General features: G+C 37.2%; 16 protein-coding genes. 5 read left to right on the top strand and 11 right to left on the bottom strand.

From position 1 onward, the window contains the following. Window positions 1–2: 2 nt before the first annotated feature. The 5 genes from SP60_RS02975 to SP60_RS02955 all read right to left on the bottom strand — a co-directional run bounded on the left by SP60_RS02975 (window position 3) and on the right by SP60_RS02955 (window position 4,338). Entirely contained in the window at window positions 3–590 is a 588-nt protein-coding gene (locus SP60_RS02975) for an anthranilate synthase component II (protein ID WP_053951216.1), read from the bottom strand. A gap of 8 nt (window positions 591–598) precedes the next feature. Continuing rightward, complete coding sequence (gene cmoA, locus SP60_RS02970; RefSeq protein WP_053951215.1) at window positions 599–1,312, bottom strand: carboxy-S-adenosyl-L-methionine synthase CmoA; 714 nt, start codon at window positions 1,310–1,312, stop codon at window positions 599–601. Next, the gene (locus SP60_RS02965) at window positions 1,305–1,775 is read right to left on the bottom strand and encodes a chorismate--pyruvate lyase family protein (protein WP_053951214.1); all 471 of its coding nucleotides are present in this window, start codon (window positions 1,773–1,775) and stop codon (window positions 1,305–1,307) included. The genes cmoA and SP60_RS02965 overlap by 8 nt, the downstream gene beginning before the upstream one ends. 14 nt (window positions 1,776–1,789) lie before the next feature. Next, the gene (gene recG / locus SP60_RS02960; protein WP_053951213.1) at window positions 1,790–3,856 is read right to left on the bottom strand and encodes an ATP-dependent DNA helicase RecG; all 2,067 of its coding nucleotides are present in this window, start codon (window positions 3,854–3,856) and stop codon (window positions 1,790–1,792) included. 74 nt (window positions 3,857–3,930) lie between these two features. Then, a complete protein-coding gene (locus tag SP60_RS02955; protein WP_053951212.1) occupies window positions 3,931–4,338 on the bottom strand; it encodes a deaminase RidA in 408 nt (135 codons plus the stop codon). A 718-nt stretch (window positions 4,339–5,056) separates the two neighbouring features. On the opposite strand from SP60_RS02955, the gene SP60_RS02950 reads away from it, so the two are divergent. Genes SP60_RS02950 through SP60_RS02940 form a run of 3 tightly spaced genes read left to right on the top strand, consistent with a single transcriptional unit; the run spans window position 5,057 to window position 7,287 of the window. Continuing rightward, window positions 5,057–6,451 carry a hypothetical protein gene (locus SP60_RS02950; protein WP_053951211.1) on the top strand — a complete coding sequence of 465 codons (1,395 nt, stop codon included), beginning with the start codon at window positions 5,057–5,059 and terminating at the stop codon, window positions 6,449–6,451. Beyond that, window positions 6,435–6,785, top strand: a complete 351-nt coding sequence (locus SP60_RS02945) for a hypothetical protein (RefSeq protein WP_053951204.1) — start codon at window positions 6,435–6,437, stop codon at window positions 6,783–6,785. The genes SP60_RS02950 and SP60_RS02945 overlap by 17 nt, the downstream gene beginning before the upstream one ends. Beyond that, on the top strand, window positions 6,778–7,287 hold the full coding sequence (locus tag SP60_RS02940; protein ID WP_053951203.1) for a hypothetical protein: 510 nt from the start codon (window positions 6,778–6,780) through the stop codon (window positions 7,285–7,287). The genes SP60_RS02945 and SP60_RS02940 overlap by 8 nt, the downstream gene beginning before the upstream one ends. A gap of 13 nt (window positions 7,288–7,300) precedes the next feature. Here the strand turns inward: SP60_RS02940 and SP60_RS08235 are convergent, their stop codons facing one another. From SP60_RS08235 to SP60_RS02905, 6 genes are all read right to left on the bottom strand, one after another. Beyond that, entirely contained in the window at window positions 7,301–8,503 is a 1,203-nt protein-coding gene (locus SP60_RS08235) for a tetratricopeptide repeat protein (RefSeq protein ID WP_082319629.1), read from the bottom strand. A 90-nt stretch (window positions 8,504–8,593) separates the two neighbouring features. After that, the gene (locus tag SP60_RS02930; protein WP_053951210.1) at window positions 8,594–9,514 is read right to left on the bottom strand and encodes a metallophosphoesterase; all 921 of its coding nucleotides are present in this window, start codon (window positions 9,512–9,514) and stop codon (window positions 8,594–8,596) included. Window positions 9,515–9,749: 235 nt separating this feature from the next. Next, window positions 9,750–10,127 carry a nucleotide pyrophosphohydrolase gene (locus SP60_RS02920; RefSeq protein ID WP_053952199.1) on the bottom strand — a complete coding sequence of 126 codons (378 nt, stop codon included), beginning with the start codon at window positions 10,125–10,127 and terminating at the stop codon, window positions 9,750–9,752. Between the two features lie 59 nt (window positions 10,128–10,186). Then, window positions 10,187–10,717 (bottom strand): hypothetical protein, encoded by a 531-nt coding sequence (locus tag SP60_RS02915; protein ID WP_053951199.1) that lies wholly within the window; start codon window positions 10,715–10,717, stop codon window positions 10,187–10,189. 186 nt (window positions 10,718–10,903) lie between these two features. Beyond that, window positions 10,904–12,367 carry a tetratricopeptide repeat protein gene (locus SP60_RS02910; protein ID WP_053951198.1) on the bottom strand — a complete coding sequence of 488 codons (1,464 nt, stop codon included), beginning with the start codon at window positions 12,365–12,367 and terminating at the stop codon, window positions 10,904–10,906. Further along, window positions 12,342–12,992: a tetratricopeptide repeat protein gene (locus SP60_RS02905; protein WP_053951209.1), complete on the bottom strand. Its 651-nt coding sequence runs from the start codon at window positions 12,990–12,992 to the stop codon at window positions 12,342–12,344. Before SP60_RS02905 ends, SP60_RS02910 begins: the two co-directional genes overlap by 26 nt. A 90-nt stretch (window positions 12,993–13,082) precedes the next feature. Here SP60_RS02905 and SP60_RS02900 point away from each other — a divergent pair, with 90 nt between their 5' ends. Both SP60_RS02900 and SP60_RS02895 read left to right on the top strand, forming a co-directional pair. Further along, window positions 13,083–13,274 (top strand): hypothetical protein, encoded by a 192-nt coding sequence (locus tag SP60_RS02900; RefSeq protein ID WP_053951196.1) that lies wholly within the window; start codon window positions 13,083–13,085, stop codon window positions 13,272–13,274. 79 nt (window positions 13,275–13,353) lie between these two features. Further along, the gene (locus SP60_RS02895; RefSeq protein ID WP_053951195.1) at window positions 13,354–15,435 is read left to right on the top strand and encodes a DUF262 domain-containing protein; all 2,082 of its coding nucleotides are present in this window, start codon (window positions 13,354–13,356) and stop codon (window positions 15,433–15,435) included. The last annotated feature ends 5 nt before the right edge of the window (window positions 15,436–15,440 follow it).

The following is a 15,440-nucleotide window of genomic DNA, read 5'->3' as shown; positions in this document are numbered from 1 at the left end:
AGTTATAGTGTTTTTCCTTGTAAAAAGTTATTTAACATCTCATGACCTTGTTCGGTCAAGATAGATTCGGGATGAAACTGCACACCTTCTAGTGCAAATTCTTTATGACGAATACCCATGATTTCATCTAGGGTATTTTCGTTATTTTCGGTCCAGGCGGTTATCTCAAAACAATCTGGCAAGGTGGTTTGATCGGCGACCAAAGAGTGATAGCGTGTCGCATTGAGTGGATTTTTAAGATCAGAAAACATGCCTTTGTTGGTATGGTGAACCTTTGAGATTTTACCGTGCATAATTTTCTTGGCACCAATAACATCGCCGCCAAAAGCCTGAACCATAGCTTGAAAACCAAGACAAACCCCCATTATTGGGATTTTCCCACTAAAGTGTTGAATGGCATCAATCGAAATTCCAGCTTCATTGGGCGTACAAGGGCCAGGCGAAATAACCAAAAATTCAGGCTGAAGCGCTTCAATTTCATCTAGCGTTATTTCATCATTACGGTGCACTTCAACCTCTTGTCCAAGCTCGCCAAAATACTGCACCAAGTTGTAGGTAAAAGAGTCGTAATTGTCAATCATGAGTAACATAGTGAGGCCTATTTTACCGCTAAAAAGCAGGCAAAGTTAAGACACTGAAAATGACAAGCTTGGGTGCTAAATCCTGCAAGCTGAAGGCGCTCCAAGTGTGTTTCTTGACTATCAGTAATTAATACATTTTCAATTGATTGGCGTTTGGCGGCAATTTCTAGTTCGCTATAACCATTAGCGCGTTTGAAATCCAGGTGTAATTCCGTCATTTGTTGTTGTTTTTGCGGATCATTGAAATGAATTTTTTCAGAAATAATGAGCGCACCGCCTTTATTTAGGCCTTGGTAAATTTTATCAATCAAGGCTTGTCTGTTGTCTGGCGCTATGAATTGTAGGGTTAAATTTAGCACCACAAGCGAGGCATTTTTAATCTCAAGTGTTTCAATATCAGCGCAAATTACCTGCGCATGATCAACTTTGTTGTTGAGTGTTTTTTCGCATTTATCCACCATGCTTGGAGAATTGTCTACAGCAATAATTTGGGTGTTTTGATGGGTATTATTAACACCAAGTGCAACAGCAGTAGCCCCCGTTGAAGTGCCTAAATCGTAGTAGTTGGTATGGTCTTGGCCGTATGTTTTAACGCATAAGCCAATCATCTCAATCATTGATTGATAGCCAGGGACGCTGCGTCTCACCATATCATCAAAGACATTAGCTACGTTAGTATCAAAGGTGAAATCGACCAAGTCATTGTCTTGGCTAAAAATTTGATCACGCATATAATTTTTCCATAAAAAATTCACTCACTAATAACGAGGTTTGACCAATGGTAAAGGTAGATCTCCTACCCCAAATATGACCAATTTGGGTAATTTGCATCGCGCCGCGTTTGATATTTGGATTGTTAAACAAAATCTCGCCCAGCGGTTTGGAGCCAATATCCAAAATCTCTTGAGTGTCATCACTCAAAGGAATGATGGAGCGTGCAAAAACCACCACCGCGCCATTGCCCAATAATTCCACCTCTCGAATGGTGCAAGTTTTAGAAGTGTTAATAATACTGGCTTCATGTGCATGCGGAGTGGCTTGTTGTTGAGACAGGACGCGCACCGAAAAATCTGAAAATTGTTGCTTGAGTTTGGCCGTTAACGAGGTATTGTCATCTAGCCAAAGTTGTACGGCAGCGGGCGCTTTTTTGCTCAGCGCTAAATCTTGCCAAACGAGTGTTTGAGTATCAATCATACTAATATTTTAAGCTAAGTATTGGCGTATTGTGACTTGTCGTGTGTAATCCAGCGATGAATAAGCGCTTGTTGTTTTCCCTCATCAAGGCGCAAAAGCTCGGCTGCATAATAATTGACCTGTTTGAGTAAGTAGCCGTCACGCACAATATTGGCAATTTTCATCTCTGCAATACCGGTTTGCTGGGTGCCTAATATCTCACCTGGGCCGCGTAATTCTAAATCTTTATTGGCAATTTTAAAGCCATCATTGGTTTGTCGTAGAATATCCAAGCGCTCAATCGCGTTGCTGCTGAGCGGTGCTTGATACATAAGAATACAAATACTTGCATCAGATCCACGTCCAACACGACCGCGGAGTTGGTGCAGTTGCGCTAAGCCTAGTCTTTCTGCATTTTCAATCACCATGAGTGAGGCATTTGGCACATTAACACCGACTTCAATGACCGTGGTTGCTACTAGTACATCAATCTCACCCGTGCTAAAACGCAGCATAATATCGTTTTTTTCTTGCTTGTTCATTCTTCCGTGAATGAGCACAACACAAAGATCCGGTAGATTTTCTGTCAAATATAGCTGTGTGTTAGTGGCGGATTGGGCACGCAAAACTTCGGACTCTTCAATCAAAGTGCAAACCCAATAAACTTGATTGCCCTCATGGCAAACTTGTCTAATTTTATCCAATACTTTTTCTTTTTTGTCATTGGCTAGTGCCACAGTTTGAATAGGGCTTCTGCCGGGTGGCAGTTCGTCAATGATGGATGAATCTAGATCTGCATAGGCGCTCATGGTTAGTGAACGGGGAATGGGTGTGGCCGTCATCACTAGTTGATGTGGCGTATTGCGGGCTTTTTGCGCCAGCGATAATCTTTGATGCACGCCAAATTTATGTTGCTCATCAATGATAACCAAGCCCAGATTATCAAACGCCACTGCTTCTTGAAAAAGCGCGTGTGTGCCAATCACAATTTGAGCCACACCAGAGCGAACGAGCGCTAATTGCTCATTTCTTTGTTGGCTATTTTGCGAGCCTGTTAAAAAAGCAATCTGTATACCGAGGGGCGTTAAATAATCACTAAATCCATGCAAATGCTGATTGGCTAAGATTTCTGTTGGCGCCATAATGGCCGTTTGAAAACCATTTTCAACGGCTTGCAAACAGGCAAATACTGCAACAATGGTTTTTCCAGAACCAACATCGCCTTGTAAAAGCCTAAGCATTGGTTGATTTGTTCCTAAGTCTGTATTAATCTCATCAATGCAGCGTTGTTGAGCTGTTGTTAAATCAAAACCCAGGTTGGCGGATAATTGAGTGGGTAAAAATTCAGAAATTTTGAAAATATTGGAAATCGCTTGTTTTCGCTCATTTTTCAGCTTTAGTAAGCTCAATTGTTGGGCGCAAAGCTCTTCAATAATGAGTCTTTGTTGCGAAATGTGCCTAAAATTAGCAATTTGGTCAATATTATCGGTAATTTGTGGGTGATGTAGGGTATTTAACGCTTGCTTTAAAGTCGGCATAGAATTTTTTGCCAAATTTTCAAAATGGTCAAATAAATCTGTTTTTTTCAAGGTTTCTAAAGCAATATTAATCCATTTTTTAATTTGTGGCTGATGAATACTGCCTGTTAAAGGATAAACTGGCGTTAGGGTTTTTTCGATAAGAGTTGGCTGGCCTTTGGAGATAAGTCGATATTCTGGATGGTGAATTTCTAAGCCATCTCGCCCAATCTTTAATTCTCCAAAACACTGAATCAGCTCACCTCGAGTGAGTTGTTGTTTTTGGTGCTGATTGAAGTGAAAAAATCTCAGTAGTAAAGTACGCTGATGATCATCTGACAAATAACAAAGTAATTGACGCTGACGCGTCGGTACCTCTTCGATACGATCGATAGTTAGCTCGACTAATATATCTGAGCCAACTTGCGCTTCGTTGAGTGGGGTAAATTTGGTTTTATCTTGATAACGATTGGGCAGGTGAAATAAAAAATCTCCCAAATTATAAAGACCAATTGCATTCAGCTTTTCCTGTGCCTTAGGGCCTAATCCGTTTAGACTGATTATTGGATCATCTAGGCTATGCATAGGTTAAATAGATGAATGCTTGAGTATAGAGCTAACAATACAATTGGGCAAAGATTTAATTCTAGAAATATATTTTAGTAGCTGTAGTCGCATGGTTCAATGACCATAACCCCGTCCATTTCTACTTGTGAACCTTTGGGTAATTCTTTAATACCAACGGCGGCGCGAGCTGGATAAGGCTCGTCAAAGTATTGCGCCATAATTTCATTTACTGTTGGAAAATTGCTCAAATCTGTTAAGAAAATATTAAGTTTAACAAGGTCATTCAGACTGCCACCTGATTTTTCACAAACAGCGGTTAAGTTCTTAAATACTTGGTTAATTTGTGCACCAATATCGCCTTCTACCATTTCCATAGTTTCAGGAATTAGTGGAATTTGGCCTGACAGATAAATTGTTGAGCCACCCGTTACACAAACTGCTTGAGAATAGGTACCAATAGCTTGTGGCGCTTTGTTAGTGGAAATGATGTGTTTTTTCATAATGGTTAATTTAGAGGGTTAATCATAGGTTGATTATACGAAATATTTTATAAATGCACAAATAAAAAAACCCAATCAAACCTAGAAATTTGATTGGGTTTTTAATAAATATGGTGCCCGGGGCCACCACTACCAAAAATATTCCCTTTGTAGGAATCAGAAACACCTTTTACGTGTGGAAATCATTGTAACAAAAGCAACCAGTTAAATCAATGAGGATTTCTGTGGTCTGCAGTATGGTCATCATTCAACGTGCAGTCAAACATTCCACGGTGGAAACCGTTGCCTTTTTTACGGTGTCAACCGTATCACCCACGTGTAGCCAGTAATAAATTATCTTTGACTGAAGTAGTCATTTAGGCAAAACGTACCAAGAATTAATTATTCAAATCTGTATTATTCACATCTTTTGAAAATTATTAAAAGTTACATAACTAAATAGTAATGATTTATATAAATAACTTATATAGATGATATGACTTCAAAGTTAACACTATGCGAGTTGCCTTGCAACTCGCGAATAGTACAAGTCTTTGCCCGAATATTTGAGTGAAACTTTGTTATGTATTTATTGAATCATCTGTTAACTGCAATGCTGTGGACACAATTGTATTTGTTATGTCTGTAGGTGCACGAAGTGCAGTTCCCGTATGCGGGAACTTCCTATGGACATACCTTGTCCATGGCATTGTTTGTTTATGATTACTAAGGAACTGATATGAAAACCAATTACGAATTTAAGACCCAAGTACTAACTCATTGGGAGTTGTATGTGAAAGAAACAGCACGTCTACTTCATGTGAATACTGGGTACCCAATTAACAAATCACTTACCAAGGTTGCAAAGTTCTATGATGTCGTCATTAATGAATTTATCAAGCAAACCATATACAACAAAGATGCTCTGCTTAGCCTAGGTATTTACAACATCTACCTTACTGGATTTGCTAAAGAACTAGGCACCTTCAATGTTAACAAGACCCGACGTTGTGTTTATAAATCCATCCTTGCTGTTTGTCCTTTGTTCCGTGTTCTTGGTAAAGGCGATGGTTTATCTAAGAAATTATCATCAGTTGTTGTTATCCCTTCATTCAGGAAAGTTATTAATGAAGGTATGACTAATAGTTATCTTGTATCTGATTGCATCTTCAGGGATTATCTTGATGAGATATCTGACCCATCAAGACATGAGAAGGTATATATCGATGCAGATTCATTACGTAGTGCTCGTAGTGGCTTCAAGAAGAAGCATACTGTTAGAGTGGCTAATTACCTATTGCACGTACATAAGGTGTTTGGTTATCTACCGCATATCCCTAATGAAAGCAATTTTGGACGTTTGTATTACAGGTGTCTTAACTTACAAGGTGCTCCTAAGGAACTACGTAAAGCAGCACTGCCTAATGCAATTGAGGTGGATATTGATAGTTGCTCTAATGAGTTCCTTATGCGACAAGCAAATAAACATGGTGTGGGTTGTAATTACTTGAAGTTATTCAGTGATGAGAAGGCAAGTATGCGTGTTGAAATCACCAAGAAAGTATTTAACGTGGATGAGTCCGATGCTAACTTTTATTGTGATTTTGGTACTGAATGTGAATGTGATAGCAAATGTGATTGTAAACCCGTTACTGATTCTTATCTTAAAATCATCAAACAGTGTATTACATCAATTGGTTTTGGCGCCCGTATTATTGATTACAAAGATAATGCTATTAACACTTTATTACAAAACAAAATCCATCGAGCACGCTTTTTGAATCACGAATTCATCACTGGGTATTCATCTGATATGAAAAAAATTACTACTGCTGTTGTTAAGGCACATCCTGAACTTCATGATTTGCCTTATCTTCATAGCAATAGTGGTAAGTTAAGTTCTTCTAAATTGATGGCTTATCAGTTCCAACATTTTGAACGTTACGCCATGGATACTGCTTTTTCTGGGTTCGATGAGTACGTTAAGTTGAGAATCCATGATGGGCGTTATATTGAAGGCATGAGCGCTGATGATTTGAACGTGGTCAAGCGCCGTTTTGCTGATATGAAATTGACTGTATCTGTTGAATTTAATAACAACCTAAAGGAGGTTGCACATGCATCAAACGTTTGATGAAGACGAATACGGTACTAGGTGCCCTGATAATTTTACTAAGGCAGAGAAGGTTGAATATATGCTTGATTTAACCATGCTCAATTCATTGTGCATGAAGTCCTCTGTCTTTATGAATGACTCTTGTAATGGCAAATACACGGTTAAGTTCGTTCTGAGTGAATCTGACTCGTACATACGTACTGAAGCATTCTTATATTGCGGAGACGAGACGTTGTGTTGGTTAAGTGGTGCAGAAGTTGATTGGTTGTACAATTGTGGTGAACACGTTGAAGGTTATGATGAGCACAAGGTTGGATTTGTGTTTAAGATGGATAAGGTGAATAATGTATAAAGAATATACACCTGAAGAGCGTAGAGCGTGGGCTAAGAAGAACTTTACTAAGTCACATCGCAAAGCATGGGCTAAAAAGAATTTCACAAAGAAACAACGTGATGCATGGCTTGCGAAGAAAGTTTTGGAAAACCATAAGGCGCAATTTAAAAATGAACACCATAAAGAAGAGCGAATAGCATGGGCAGAAAATAATTTTTCAAAAGAAGAACGTATTGCTTGGGCTAAAGAAAGGTTTACCGATGAAGATAGATACAAATATGTTTACGACATGAGAATGCTTAATAATTTGTATGCTAAGTCTGACCATTTGAAGAGCAATTATAAAACTCTTCACTTGACTCTTAAGCAGGTTAAATATAATAACAGTATATGTGGTCGCCATATTGGACTTTATGGAAACTATAAGTGGCTATGCTGGGTTTCTGATAGTGAATATGCTTGGTTACTGGATAAAGGGATTAACAAGTACGGGTATATTTCTAGCACCTGGTGGGGGTAATTTTTTTTAAAAACTAATACCCACGTTTCAACATTAATACTGCATCATTGAATCCAAGTTTTGCCGACTTCTTGAACCACTGCTCAGCAACGTCCTCGTCTTGCATCAGCCCATCTTCAGTAAGCAATCCGCGAGCGTTTATCCAACCCATGTTATAGGCAGCCATGGCGTTGCCGTTATTAGCAGCCTGCTCCATCTCACCCATTGTATCTCTATGCTTTTTATCGTACAAAATTGCTAAATTTGGATATGCTTTATCATTTCCGTTATAGCCTGCACGCTCCATCCAATAAATTAGTTCAACTAATTTTTCAATATCTATCTTTATCCAGTTTTCTGACAAGTCCCATGCGATACTGTATTGCGCATCCGCATTGTTATTATGTGCGGCTTTGAATAGCCATTCTTTACCGATTTTAGGTTGATTTAAACCGTTAGAGTCTGTGTAATATAATGACAAGATATTCTGTGCATTGGGATTGCCGTTAGTTGCCAGTTCTTCGATTAATTCTCTTGCTTCATTGAATTGACCTGAACTTGCTTTGTCGAGACTTTTTCTAATTAAGCCATCTTTGTCTCTCGCATAATTTTCTTCGTCCATTAAATCAAGTAAATTACTCGCATCATCTGCAAAACCACCTCCGCCTTTGACTGCTCTGTTTAACCAGTAACGTGCTTCAATAACGTCTTTTTTAAGACCAATGCCTGAGTAATACAGGGTTCCGAGTACTAAATGTGACTTCTGCATGTCATTTTTTGCAGCCTTATGATGCCAAAATGCTGCCTTTTCCAAATCTATATCAACGTTTCTTCCAAATTGATATGCCATTGCAACTGCTAGTTGTGCAAAGTCCATTCCTTGTTCGGCCGAGATTAGTAGAAGACTGAATGCCTTTTGCTTGTCTTGTTTCACGCCGTGACCGGCTTTATACATATTTGCCAGGTCGAAGATTGCATCTTTGTGCCCATTTTCAACTGCTACAGATGTCCACTTAAATGCCTTGTCGTAATCCTCAAGTTGGTACAAGTACAATTGACCTAGGAGTGCTTGTGTTGGTAGGTCACCAGATTCTGCTATTGGTATTAATAGTTTTTCTGCTTGTTTGAATTCGCCACTTTGTAGCAATTCTAGTACAGTGCTACTGGGCTCAGCATTAACATGGGAGAGCGATAGTGTCGATAAGATGATTAGTGCTAATAAGTGTTTTAAATTCATTGGTATAAATGATGATATTTGAATATACCAATTATATATTTTTGAATTCATCGTAAAGATGAAGGTTGAATGTTTTATTTGTGTTGGTAATTAACCCCTATCAACAAATACAAACTTATCCTTATCAATTCTCTGTTCGCCATCCCATCGATAAGAAACTAACTTTCCACCTGGCTTTGCTACACTGTAATCAAGGCAGGCAATGTTATCGGTTAAAGGTTTAATTTTACCCTCCATCCAGTAATGACCAAAGAATACTGGCTTATCCTGAGAGTCATATTCAAGCAAATAGTCACCAACAACAGGGATATCAGGAATATCATTTAGTACATCACTAGGGCCCATAAAGTAATCTTGATAAGTAACTGCATCTTTTAGCCAGTATTTAATACGTATGTGTGTTCTTGGGTTGCCATCCTTATCATTAAAGCCATATCCATCTGGTAACGGGATTTCTTTGCCCTTTAGAATGGTTTCAATTGCATCATTCTGCCATGTGCCTGTAATTGCCGATTGGTGAAGTAAATCATCGGTTAATTCTGAACTGCCCAGTTTGCTAATTAAGTCAAAATCCCAACAAGCATGTACAACTCGTATGCCGTCTAAATCTAGCCATAGAGGCAACGTTTTAAACCATTCAATAACATCTTCCTTTTCACTGGAATCGTTGTCATAAGCGCTTAAAAATGCCTTGTGTTGATTGGTATGTTTGTTATTGTGAGAGCGTAAGTGATTGCCATCACTATCTTGAGTGTAGTAAGCAATAGCATTGTATTCGTGATTACCCATTACACTTAGTGCATGGCCTTGTTCAATCATGGGGCGTACAATATTAATCACTTCTTTTTGATACTTGCCTCGGTCAACAAAATCACCTAAAAATATCATCTTACATTCAGTGTGCTTCCACACGCCATCAGTCTTTGTATAAGACAGTTTTTCTAATAGTTTTTCCAACTCAAGTGCTTGGCCATGAATGTCACCCACTAAGTCATAACTTTGTTTTTTCATAATGAATTTGATTGCTATTCGAATAAATCTCTCTGAGGATTTCTAAGTAAATTTATTCGCCTTGTTTTTGAATTTTGACACTTTAGTAACGCTTTGACTTTTTTATATTGGCTCGTATCCATCCATTCGGTGCTCATTATCATCTCTTGTTGGATGCACTTGCAAGAGGAGTTTTCGAAGTCGTTTGGTACCTTAATCGCCCTTACAGGTCTTGTTTTGAAGAGGTTAAACATAATCAAAGTGCAATTAAATCTTTAATCTTTTCTTTTAACGTTGTGCGCTTCGTAGTGCTTCCTTTTGAAGTGTCAACAGGATACTTTTCGCCATTCTTAACAATCTTATCTGTAACTGCATCCTCAATGTCTACGTTTAATTTATCTGCCAAACGAATCAAGTAAATCATAACGTCTGCCAATTCTTCTTTGACATGCTCGTTTTCATCAGTACCCATGATTGCTTCGGCTTGTTCAGGCGTTAACCACTGAAAAATTTCAACTAATTCTGACGCTTCAACAGACAGTGCCATTGCTAAGTTCTTTGGATTGTGAAACTGATTCCAATCACGCTCATCGGCAAAATCTGAAAGTTGTTTTTGTATTTTTTTGATGTTCATAATTAATTTGGTAGGTATGGATGGATTTAATGCGCTGTTTGGCATCATTAAAATCTATACTAAAATGGCTCTTTATCATCCACCTTTGATGATGCGCCAAAAAAACTTGTAATATCAAACCAATATTCGGTTGTATAACTAATCAATTTTTCTCTTCTCTTCTCTTCATATGCATCCACCCCTGAAGGGCCGCCACTCTTTAAGTCTTCTTTTAATTCATGCCAGTCTGACTTAGGGAGTGCGGTAACTTCATATGTCAATATATCGTAATCACGCTCGTTGTGTGTCTCCAACTTTTGACTAAGTTGCTTCCATCCTATGCCAGCATGTGGCTCACCAAGTAGACTAAATACAATCAACTCTTCGTAAATTCTTTTTTCAACAAAAGTATACTCAATATCTACACCATCAAAAGGCAAGCCTTTTGAAGCGGTAGGGTCATTTTTATCAATAATTACAGCATCTTCTTTAGTGTATCCCCAACCACCTAATATGGGCAACTCCCCATTAAGTGACTTGTAATCCTCGAATATAATTTGTCTAGGCGCCTCTTTAGAGTAAATTATTGGTTTTTCAATTTTAGTGGTCATAAGTAGTTTTATTAATAATTATATTGGAAAGTAAATTACCAAAAAAGAACTTCCATCGCCTTTGTAATCCTTAACCTCATCAATATCCTCTCTAAAAAATGTACATTCCAGGAAGTGAGGTTCGCGATGGGGGCTATGCAGAGACTGTATGCATGAAGAACTAATTTTCAAAAAATATTAAAAGCGTTAATATTCCGATAGTTTGTATTTCTCTATATTTTCAATTGCTTTCTTTGTAACATATTTATCGGAATTATCACGTGCTTTCTCATACCAAAATTTGGCTTTTTTGTAATCCTTTTCAACACCAAGGCCGAAAATATACTTAGAGCCTAAGTTATGTTGTGCATTAGGATTGCCTTGTTCTGCTGCTTTTTTATACCAATAATAAGCCTGTTTATAGTTCACAGGTGTTGACTCGCCTTTATCGTACATAAGCCCTAAATTGAATTGGGAAGGAGCGTGCCCCTGTTCTGCTGCCCTCTCAAACCATAAAAACGCCATTTCATCATTTTTAATAACATCCTTGCCTTTATGATACATACGGCCCAAATAATATTGAGCATCAGTATCCCCTTCCTTTGCAGGTTGTATATATTTTTCGTAACTATTAAACGATTGCAACATTTTGTCCAAAACATTTTTATCAATGCCTGCCGTTGTAAGGTTTTTCTTGATATTGTTATAAATATCTTGTTCAAGTACAAATAATTCTTTAACTTTTACGCTAGATAAGAAATTACGCATAGAATTAGTAGGATAATTTACACTTTTACTTGCAACCGTAAGAAATAATAATGATTTCTTTTTATAATAAGCATAAACATTAAATGTTGTAGGTGTTTCTGCTATATTTTTATACCCTCTCATTTTTGAAGATATGTAACGAGCGTCTTTTAAGTCATTAATAATAGAAACATTTTTTAATCCATCAGCACTTCCTAGAGCCTCAAGAGAGGCTCTTATTTCTGTAATAGGGTTTTCTAGCGTCAAACCAATGCATTCCGTTCTAAAAAAAGAATCTTCTGTTACTAGTTCAGCCTGCTCATATTCAGTAACGGCATTACTAACTTTATTTATTACTGGCTTTTCTGGGAATGTAACTTCAAATAAACAGTTATCAGGGCTATACACGTATGGTTGATATTTCTCTTTTAACCCTGGATATCTTTTATACATAAGGTCTAAATTACGCTGTGCATTATTAGCAATGATATCGTCTCCTTGTGCAATAGATTTTTTATACCAATAAACTGCCTGTTGATTATCCTTAGGGGTGCTTCCTTTGCCTTTGTCATACATAACGCCAAGAATGAATGGAGCGATATTATTACCATTCTCAGCCTTTTGCTTCCAGTACATTGGTGTGCCTTGCCAACTCATATTCAACACATAAACGAATATTGGTATAAAAATCACAAGAAAAACCTCTCTTGTTAAGGGTTTTTTAGAGAAAATTCTTGAAAGAATATCTATAACTATAACTATAAATAAAGGAATTCCAATTAAGAATGAAACCCCTCCTAAAATAAAGGCATAAGAAGCATCACCTTCAGTAACTTTATATGAATACCAAATACATACTATCAAAGACAAAACTAGCCATGGCCATACGGGTTTCCTTTTATTGTGTAATTTTTTTTGCAGCATCCTTTCTTTTCTTATATCGAATTAATAATACGTTGATAATCTTATATAGTAATAGTGCCAATAAAGCAAATACAGCCCAACCCGCTGCCGCCATACCTTTTTTAGCGCCTTCATATGCAATTGAAGCATCATCATATTTAGTGCTAACATAACCTTGTTCTTTTGCCTTACGGTACCATTCAGACGCTTGTTTTTCGTCTTTAAGTAAGCCGCCTCCGCCACTTTCATACATAACACCTAAATGATGCTGAGCATTGGCAAACCCTTGTTCAGCAGACTTTTTAAACCATTCAACTGCTTGCTTATCATTTTTAGGCACACCTTGACCATTAGCATACATTACGCCTAGGCTATCTTGAGCAGCGGCACCTCCTTGTTTTGCAGACATGCGATACCAGTAAGCCGCCTGTTTATAATCTTTAGGTGTACCTGTACCATGTTCATACATCATGCCCAAATTAGTTTGAGCGCCAATATTCCCTTGTTCTGCAAGATGTTTAAATTCTTTAAATGCTGTGTTATAGTTGCCTTTATTATAATTACTTACAGCACTAGTAAAATCTGCAAATGAAGTGTTTGCATAACTAGATAGCAGTAAATATAGCGATATTATTATTGACTTCATTGCTTAGTTAGGTATTTTTTTAATGGCATAAATTAGTAACTTAGATATCTTAATGGTATATTAATTTTATCACTTCAACATATAGGAACTATGTACAAAAAAACTATTAATTTACTTGTACCAACACTTTTGTTGTTTATCCCATTTAATACAGTAGCATTTGAGAGTGATGTTACAGTTAATGATGCCGCAAGAAAGGGGGATGTGCCACTAGTTGAGAAATTATTAATCCAAGGGTACAAACCAGATAAACCCAACAGACTTGGATTTGTTGCATTCTGAATTCCATTTAGCGCATAATTAATTACCTAATTTATACAAGTTAATATGAGTCACATTATTAATATTATTCGGAGTCCTTATGCAAGCAAGTGACAAGTCTTTAGTTGAAATAATACAAGGTCCAAAGCAGTTTTTAATACCAATCTTTCAGCGTACTTACAACTGGAAAGAAATTCATTGTGCGCTGCTATATAAGGACATTATAAGTCCAAGACAGGCTGGTCATTTTATTGGTTCAGTTGTATTGATTTCCAATTTAGAAACAACAGCAAGCATTCCTAAATGGCAGGTTATTGACGGTCAGCAACGACTAACCACGATTACATTATTAATAATTGCTTTATTAAAATGTGCAAGTGAGTTGGGAATGGAAAGTGTTTCTGCAACATCATTGGATGCAATTGAAGAATATTTTCTCACCAATAGATTTGGCGATGGAGATATGCACTACAAACTTTTGTTGACCAAACGTGATAAATCATCCCTTCGTGCATTGGTTGATAAAAAATATGATTCAGAAGATGTTTCAGATAATATGAAACGTAATTTTGATTACTTCTGTGACCAATTTATTGATAAGGAATCCATTGAGACTGCATATCAAGGACTGCAAACACTTAAGGTTGTTGAGGTTCTTTTGCAAATCAACCAAGATGACCCGCAAGCAATATTTGAAAGTTTAAACTCTACTGGCGTTGACCTTAGTCAGGCTGACTTGATTCGTAATTACGTACTCATGAACCAGCCACAAGATATTCAAACAGAACTATATGAAAATACATGGTTCCCTATGGAACAACTGTTCGGTGGGTTTTATGAGAAGAAATTTGACCGTTTTGCACAAGACTTCTTAACACTTGCGACCAAATCCAATATTCTTGTTAGGGCAGTTGATGTCTATGTTCTGTTCAAGCAATGGTTTTCAGAGCAAATAAATGATAAACCAATTGATGAAATACTCAACAATATTCATAATCAGGTGCGTTTCTATACTAACTATTCATTATTGCAAGAAAGTGACAATGAACTTAAAAATGCCTTTAGTGACTTAAAACGATTAATTGACGTTGCAACACCTGTCATTATTCGACTGTATCAATTACACGAAACAGACAAATTATCAAAAAATGACTTCATTAAATCTGTCAGATTGTTAGAGAGTTACATCCTAAGAAGGTCGGTTTGTGGAATGCAGACACGCTCGTATGGCAATCTATTTGCATCTCTTGCTCAAAAGATAACCGAAGAAAAGCCATTAGAGAGTCTATCTGTTGCAATTGCACGCTTCAGCAAAAATAGCAGATTCCCTAATGATGTTGAATTTATTGAATCGTTAAAGAATAACGATTTATATGAGTCGGCAAACTGTCGACTCATATTAGAGCGAATTGAGAATGATAGTAAAGAAAAGATTGATACTACTAAGTTCAGTATTGAGCACATCATGCCTCAAAATGAGAACTTGCGTAAAGAGTGGAAAGATATGCTTGGAGATGATTGGCAATTAGTGCATCAAACATGGCTACACAGACTTGGCAACTTAACGCTCACAGGTTATAACTCTGAATACAGTGATAAAGACTATCAAACCAAAAAAACCATTAATGGCGGGTTTGATGTGAGTCCACTTAGACTTAATCGGGATATGCGAGAAAGTGAAGTTTGGACAGAAAATGAAATGATTGCTAGAGCGGAAAGACTGGCAAATCAATCTATTCAATTATGGCCTTTATTGAAAATTTCCTCAAAATTAATATCAGAATATGCTCTAGATGAGCGCAAACATCTAAGTCATGGAAAAACAACCTCTGATGTTGATGGATTTAAGGAAAATACTACTGAACTCTTCAGTCAATTAAAATCATATATTGACAGCATAGCATCCGACTCATCATTAATTATTGGCAAAAAGAATCTCACATTCTATACATTGGAACCATTTCTTCAAGTAATACCAAGAAGTGGAAAACTTGCTATTGTTATGTCACTTGAATACGACCAAATACCTACTGAGATGCAAGAAATTTGCTCAGATACTCATGAATGGTCTTTTATTGTTTATGCTGATTTAAGTGGTGTGTATTGTGAAATAGAGCAAAAAAGTGATTTAAATAAATTCAAAGAATTGATTCGTCTTGCGTACGAAGAAGCCTTGTCATAGCAGTA

It is taken from the genome of Candidatus Thioglobus autotrophicus (assembly GCF_001293165.1).
Lineage (GTDB): Bacteria > Pseudomonadota > Gammaproteobacteria > PS1 > Pseudothioglobaceae > Thioglobus_A > Thioglobus_A autotrophicus.
Note: the sequence above shows the minus strand (reverse complement) of the source record. Positions and strands in the feature narration are given on the sequence as shown.

Coding starts and splice junctions, on each gene's coding strand:
- SP60_RS02975 (WP_053951216.1), bottom strand. CDS start 590: ATGTTACTCATGATTGACAATTACGACTCTTTTACCTACAACTTGGTG.
- cmoA (WP_053951215.1), bottom strand. CDS start 1,312: ATGCGTGATCAAATTTTTAGCCAAGACAATGACTTGGTCGATTTCACC.
- SP60_RS02965 (WP_053951214.1), bottom strand. CDS start 1,775: ATGATTGATACTCAAACACTCGTTTGGCAAGATTTAGCGCTGAGCAAA.
- recG (WP_053951213.1), bottom strand. CDS start 3,856: ATGCATAGCCTAGATGATCCAATAATCAGTCTAAACGGATTAGGCCCT.
- SP60_RS02955 (WP_053951212.1), bottom strand. CDS start 4,338: ATGAAAAAACACATCATTTCCACTAACAAAGCGCCACAAGCTATTGGT.
- SP60_RS02950 (WP_053951211.1), top strand. CDS start 5,057: ATGAAAACCAATTACGAATTTAAGACCCAAGTACTAACTCATTGGGAG.
- SP60_RS02945 (WP_053951204.1), top strand. CDS start 6,435: ATGCATCAAACGTTTGATGAAGACGAATACGGTACTAGGTGCCCTGAT.
- SP60_RS02940 (WP_053951203.1), top strand. CDS start 6,778: ATGTATAAAGAATATACACCTGAAGAGCGTAGAGCGTGGGCTAAGAAG.
- SP60_RS08235 (WP_082319629.1), bottom strand. CDS start 8,503: ATGAATTTAAAACACTTATTAGCACTAATCATCTTATCGACACTATCG.
- SP60_RS02930 (WP_053951210.1), bottom strand. CDS start 9,514: ATGAAAAAACAAAGTTATGACTTAGTGGGTGACATTCATGGCCAAGCA.
- SP60_RS02920 (WP_053952199.1), bottom strand. CDS start 10,127: ATGAACATCAAAAAAATACAAAAACAACTTTCAGATTTTGCCGATGAG.
- SP60_RS02915 (WP_053951199.1), bottom strand. CDS start 10,717: ATGACCACTAAAATTGAAAAACCAATAATTTACTCTAAAGAGGCGCCT.
- SP60_RS02910 (WP_053951198.1), bottom strand. CDS start 12,367: ATGCTGCAAAAAAAATTACACAATAAAAGGAAACCCGTATGGCCATGG.
- SP60_RS02905 (WP_053951209.1), bottom strand. CDS start 12,992: ATGAAGTCAATAATAATATCGCTATATTTACTGCTATCTAGTTATGCA.
- SP60_RS02900 (WP_053951196.1), top strand. CDS start 13,083: ATGTACAAAAAAACTATTAATTTACTTGTACCAACACTTTTGTTGTTT.
- SP60_RS02895 (WP_053951195.1), top strand. CDS start 13,354: ATGCAAGCAAGTGACAAGTCTTTAGTTGAAATAATACAAGGTCCAAAG.